Below are 5,699 nucleotides of genomic sequence, written 5' to 3'. Positions count from 1 at the left end.
TGCGCGGTAGAGCGCGAGTTGGTAAAACGGACAAGGAAGCGCTCATGACACGGCAAATCACAAAACTCGTAATCGGCGCGGGCATCATGGCTATCGCGGCGCAAGTCGGGGCCAGCGAGTTTCTGATCGATATGCAGGGTGCAGCCGGAAAGCGTGTCAATGTGTACGCCAATGACGCGGCGACCGACCACACGCCGGTCGATGATGTCACGAATCCTGGCCCAAACCGGATCCGTCAGATTGATCTGACAATGGTCTATGAAGCGATCGACCAACCCCTATGGTTGGAATATCAACTCCAGTTCAAATGCCCCAAGCCGAGCAAACGCGGCCGTGGCGCGCCCAAGCACAAGGCTGATTCAACCGGCATGTTGGACACGCCGGATTCGGTGGAATTCCGGGTGGCCAGCGGCACAAAGTCCATGAAACAGGATCCGGCGATCATTGATCTCCAGCCCACCGATTGGCAAAGTGCGAGCAGCCATACGATGCGACAGGCATGGAATGTAGCCTGCAACAGTGACAGCATTATCGGCGCCAAAGAAACTGCCTCGGTCAATCGTGTGGTTAAGGCCGAAGCACTGCGACCGAAACTGGCAGCCCTTGGTTTGAMTGGACTCGAACTGGTCCCGGACGGACTATCGATGAGTTCGCTTGCCGACTTTACCTGGGAAAAGCTGTGGTCCGATGTACCGAAGCCTGCGATCAACAACGGCCGCAAGCTGACGCCGGCAGAATCGGCAGCGCACAAGGCAAAATTGGAGCAAATGCAGCAACAAGTAACCGAAGCGCAGGGGAGGGTGCAGGGCAGTCTGGCGACGATGAAGGCCGATCTGGATTTTACTCAGGCCGCCGCTGAATACCGGGGAACAAGGCGTTTATCGCGCAGTGAATCGATCCTGATCCAGGTGTGGACGGGCAAGACCGAGCAAGAGGTCGTCGCCGCGAACGGCAACCCAGCTGTCCGTCAGGCCGGGATTGCGCGGACGCTGTCTTATGGGCAGTCCTTTGACAATCGCGTCATGTGGCAGAATCTCGCGACCGGCGCGACGTATGGCGGCGGCGGTTATAAAAGCTGCAACGTCCGCTATGTGCTGATCCCGGACAGCGCCGGGATGCTGAGGGTTGCCGATGTGAATGTCTTCGGTGAAGCAAGTGGCGACACAAGAAAGATACGTGACGCCTGCGCCGACATCTTGAACGTGCCAAACGGCTGAAATCATGGCCTATTTTTGAGCCGCGCTCATGCAAGCCGAAAGCTGGCGATACGCCAGCTGCAGATGGACAACCTTTGAGCGGAACACCTCTTTCCCCTGAAACTGGATAGCGAGCTCATTACTGTCCGGCTTTTCCTTCACCGATTTCCGCACGTCGATGGTGAGCAACAACGCCCCACTGCTCTGGCCCGGCATGCTCACATGGGCGGCCTGGACGTTCTGCGTGGGGTGGTTGGTAGATGACAACGTGATGGGAACGATCTCGGTCTTTGTCACCGGAGGGATCGCCTCGCTGATGAACCAAACGCCGCCATGACCCTTTCGCGCCATTCCAGCGTCGGCGGGGCCACGAAGCGAAAAGGTGGAATCTGGCGTGATGAAATTAACCGAGCAGTGGTAACCGGTGTTGACGGGTTCGCGTGCCAGCACCCAATTGCCATCAACCCCCTTGTAGAAGGATTCGCTGAACATCGGCTTGCCAGGATCCGCGCCGCCGAGCAACTCAGGGGCGATTTGAGCAGCGCACGGGCTGGTCCATGCCATGGTGACTACTACGCCGATCAGCCAATTCTTCATCTAAAATCGCTCTTCATTCGTGGGACCTTGACGTACGGTTTCGTGCAATTCCTGTCCTGGCCCTATCCAAGCGGCTACGGGCCATAGCTTAGCCTTCCAGGATTGCAGTGTAACGCTCTGCACGCCATGTACTTCTGCGAAGACTCTATCCGGCCGAACTTCCTGTAACCCAGCTTCAGGCGATTGACCGCTATGTCGCGTCTGAAATGACTCGGCAGCAGATCCCTGGCTTGACGCTCGGCGTCTATCGTCATGGGCACGCCGTGCTCTTGAAGGGGTACGGATTTTCGAACATCGAGCACGACGTGCCGGCCACCCCGGATATCGTCTTCGCCTGGATGACAGCATCCGCTCACATGTGGCCGGACTGCCTGAGACGTGGCAGGCGATCACCATCGGCCAGCTGCTCTCGCACACGTCGGGCATTGCCGATTATGACGGCGACGAGTTCACCGGCCGCGACGGGCCGTTCGACGTGCGCCGGGACTTTACGGAAGCGGAACTGGTGCAGAAGGTTTCCCAGCTGCCCGTTGAGGCGTCCCCAGGAGAAACATGGAGCTACCGCAACGCAAATTACCTTCTGCTTGGCGCCGTCATCCGCAGCATCACCGGGAAATTCCACGGCGACATCCTGGCGGAGGAGATTTTCGGGCGTCTCGGCATGACCGCATCCCGGGTGATATCCGACCAGGAGATCGTCCCCCATCGGGCCGCAGGCTACGAACGCAGGGGAGGGACCCTGTGTAACCAGGCCTGGGTATCGCCCACCTTCAATTCCACGGCCGACCTGACCGGTCGGGATCTGAAGCACTGGGGTCGCGCCTTGTGCAGCGCCTCCGTCCTGGCTCCCGCTACGTTGGCGCAGATGTGGACACCATATCCGGTCGACGGCGTGGTTCCCGAGGAAGGCTACGGTCTCGGCTGGTTTGTCCGCATCCACCCATCAGGTCCCATCGTGGAGCATGACGGCGCATGGCAAGGGTTTACGTCGTACTTCGCCGGATACCTGGGAACGGGCGTCTCGGTTGCTGTGTTCACGAATCTCCATCCCGATCACAGTCGCCCTGATCAGATCGGCCAGGGGGGCGCAGGATTGGTGGACGCGCGCCTGGCGGATCTGGATCCGGCCAGCGAACATTCTGATCCGATCGACCGCTGAAGCGGGACCCAGCCACCTGAAGTAGCGTGTCTGGGACAGATCTACCATTTCGCATAATGTATATTATGTTACATATTGACTGGCAGCCTTCCTGGTCGAGCATCGCAATGGCGTAGTCGCGGTCGGCCTGCTTGGCGAACTCGGCATCGGCCAGCAGATCGCCACGCTTGGTCGCCTCGATTTCGAGGTGCCGGATTCGATTCCGGTCCGGCTGAAGTTCGGCGCGTGCCTTTGCGACTACGGCTGCATCACGAATTGGGCGGGTCGCGCCTTCCTCACGCGATTGGAGCAGCGGTCCAACGAGGCGCCCTAACCCCGATTGAGACGAACAAGGCGGCGGCCAGGCGGGTCAGAGCTATGGCCGGGTCATGCGAGAATCCCCCTATTCGCTACGGCCAAGGTACGGGGGGGGCATGGGCTTTACTAAGAAAAGACTCCGTTACGTGTTGCGGAGCGATGCAGTCCTCTCTGGCATCGCCGGCGCTCTTCTGAGCGGGGTCCTGAGCTGGATCCTCTTTGCTGCGCCAGGCGGAACTCAGATACCTGACAGCGGTAGCGTTGCCGATTGGCTCGCCGCTGTGGGCACATGGGTGATCGGCTACGGGGCCTGGAGGTATGCCAAAGAAGGGCACGATCAACGCATCAGCGAATATCGAGAGCGACGCGCGACTGAGGCAAAGGCGCGACGCGCACATCTGGTTGCCACCTGCGCAGCACTGGGGTTGGCCGTGGGAATCAAGGGCTCCTGCGACAGATACGCCGCACTTCCTGACGACGAGAGGACGTTCTGGCAGCTTCAAGTCCACTTTGATGGATTTGAGGATGCCGCTCAGCTCGTCTTGCTCAGCACTGAAACACTCGTCCAGCTCCGGACGAAGGATGTGACAAGTTTCGCGCGCATCAATGAGAGGCTTCGAAGCATCCGAAAACTCACTGCGGCGTTTATTGCAGCGCACGGCAGAGAAGTGGACATGGAAAACAACGCTGACGGCGTTGAAGATCCGCTTTTCGTCGCCGTAAGTAGAGCTGCCAACGAGGTGCATGAACTCTGCTACGCGTTCAAGGACGCTGTGCTGTAAAGAAGGAATCTTCGCTGCAGGCCAAAGACGATCAATCCTCTCCATCGCGCTCGGTGTACCGCGAGCCGCTGTTTTCACTTGGAAACAAGGCAAAAACGCGGAAATTCAGTTCGTGGAGAGGATTGCTCTAGACATCGGCGACAGTCCCGAAACGTGGTCTGCGCTGGTCACGGCCGAGCGGAGCAGCTGAGGCTGAGAAGGCCGCTTGGACGCGGATTGCGCAAAAGCTGGCGACTGTTGCCATGCTGGTGCTTGTAGCTCGTGGGTTGCGCGGAAYGCCCACTGCCGCAACGGCTTCGCCGGGGTCGGCTAAGGCCGAAATGTATCCAGCAGTCACCTGGCTTCGCCTAAGCGCAGCCTCTAAACGAGCCACGCCTGGAATCTCAGGGGGCAACCGACGTCCGGGGCTTGGCCACCAAGTCTCCAGCAAGCGGGTTACCGTATTCGGGAGCCCGTACCGGTGTGTGTCCGAACGCGCTCCACCGTCGGGCGCTCGCCGTCTGCGACAAGCGCTTCAGCGGCACCGTGCGCGTCTAGTTCCGTGATGCCGCGAGCCATTGAACTATCCCCTGTGCGGGCGCCCTGCCCCGTTGAGACCGTACTGGCATTAAGTGCGGCTTCCGGCCGCGACATCCGTCAGACTTGGGCAGGCGTGATCTCCTCAAGCGTGGATGGCCTTGACAGCCGCAAGTGGCCAAAGCAATCTTGACCGGCTGTAATGGCATCCACCGAGATGCCTTTAATCCGCGCGATTGCGGGCAGCCTGAGCAAGTGGAGTTGGCCGGCGAGTTCGGTTGAGCGAGTGGGCCACACGTTCACATGTAGAGTCATCGGCAGATGTGGAATTGGCGTGGGACCCCACAGCATTCGCCGGTGGACAAGTCGCCCATCTACGAACCAGCGAATCTCGTCTGGTTCCCACTCGATGGCAAAGCTATGTGCGCTTTGCGATGCATCGAATCCTAGGTCGATACTTACCGGCGTCCCGCGATATCCGTAGTCGTATTTCGCCCCCTCAGCGCCTGGGTTATAAAATACGTTAACCAGCAAGCGATCGGGGCGGTCACCAGTGATCTCAATGTCAATCTCTTGGCGAGGGGAGTCACGATGGAGGAAGAAGCCTGTAACTAACCCCGGAACATTCGCAGGTTGCAACGTAGCTTCGAAGCGGCCGAACAGGAACCGGCTTTGGGTTGATATGGCTGCGGCGCTCAGATCGCGCACACCGAGTGCCTCTCTTCGCACCGCAAGGACTGCACCCTGTCCGGAACTGGTCGTGACATTTGCGGGCCTAAATAGGCCTAAATTACCTGGAAACGTATCTTCCCGCAGCATCCATCGCGCCGGATCAAGATCTTGAAGTTGATCAATAAAACGCGATCTGGTGATGTGAGCTAGCCTACTGGGCAGACAGGGCTTAATACCTATTCCGATTGACATCACATCCCGAGGGACGATCCATGGTGAATGGTCGTGCATTAGCTGTTTCCGGCTGAAAGTGGCGCCGGGTCTGCAAGGATCAACATCAGCCAGCGCCCGTTGTCCGACTTCAGGAACTCGGGGATACGCATCCAGCGGCGGCGCTAAACGTAGGTACTGGCAGATCGCGAGCCAACTCCCTGCATCTGWCAGATGCAGGGCGCCCTCTGACACGAATTGGGCTAACAG

At 59.0% G+C, this 5,699-nt stretch carries 5 protein-coding genes and 1 pseudogene; 3 read left to right on the top strand and 3 right to left on the bottom strand.

The window, feature by feature from the left end; all coding sequences use genetic code 11:
• The first annotated feature begins 83 nt into the window (after positions 1-83).
• Entirely contained in the window at positions 84-1,217 is a 1,134-nt protein-coding gene (locus tag AC1DQP_RS15220; RefSeq protein WP_478051929.1) for a hypothetical protein, read from the top strand.
• Between the two features lie 9 nt (positions 1,218-1,226).
• Here AC1DQP_RS15220 and AC1DQP_RS15215 read toward each other — a convergent pair whose 3' ends face one another.
• A complete protein-coding gene (locus tag AC1DQP_RS15215; protein ID WP_478051928.1) occupies positions 1,227-1,793 on the bottom strand; it encodes a hypothetical protein in 567 nt (188 codons plus the stop codon).
• A gap of 206 nt (positions 1,794-1,999) precedes the next feature.
• Here AC1DQP_RS15215 and AC1DQP_RS15210 point away from each other — a divergent pair.
• Both AC1DQP_RS15210 and AC1DQP_RS15205 read left to right on the top strand, forming a co-directional pair.
• Positions 2,000-2,952 (top strand): annotated as a pseudogene (locus AC1DQP_RS15210) (serine hydrolase domain-containing protein).
• A 413-nt stretch (positions 2,953-3,365) separates the two neighbouring features.
• Positions 3,366-4,031, top strand: coding sequence for a hypothetical protein (locus tag AC1DQP_RS15205; RefSeq protein WP_478051927.1), 666 nt, complete (start codon positions 3,366-3,368; stop codon positions 4,029-4,031).
• A gap of 435 nt (positions 4,032-4,466) precedes the next feature.
• On the opposite strand, the gene AC1DQP_RS15200 is transcribed toward AC1DQP_RS15205, so the two are convergent.
• Together AC1DQP_RS15200 and AC1DQP_RS15195 are read right to left on the bottom strand one after the other, a co-directional pair.
• Positions 4,467-4,589 (bottom strand): DNA-binding protein, encoded by a 123-nt coding sequence (locus tag AC1DQP_RS15200; protein WP_457321864.1) that lies wholly within the window; start codon positions 4,587-4,589, stop codon positions 4,467-4,469.
• A 78-nt stretch (positions 4,590-4,667) separates the two neighbouring features.
• Positions 4,668-5,699: family 16 glycosylhydrolase (locus tag AC1DQP_RS15195; protein ID WP_478051926.1), on the bottom strand; the 1,032-nt coding region annotated here is incomplete at its 5' end.

The sequence above is a fragment of the Stenotrophomonas sp. P5_A8 genome (assembly GCF_056400545.1).
This window is presented reverse-complemented; position numbering and strand designations above follow the sequence as displayed.

Excerpts from the sequence above, each read along its gene's own strand:
- AC1DQP_RS15200 (WP_457321864.1), bottom strand. The coding sequence starts at position 4,589 with ATGGCTCGCGGCATCACGGAACTAGACGCGCACGGTGCCGCTGAAGCG.
- AC1DQP_RS15205 (WP_478051927.1), top strand. The coding sequence starts at position 3,366 with ATGGGCTTTACTAAGAAAAGACTCCGTTACGTGTTGCGGAGCGATGCA.
- AC1DQP_RS15215 (WP_478051928.1), bottom strand. The coding sequence starts at position 1,793 with ATGAAGAATTGGCTGATCGGCGTAGTAGTCACCATGGCATGGACCAGC.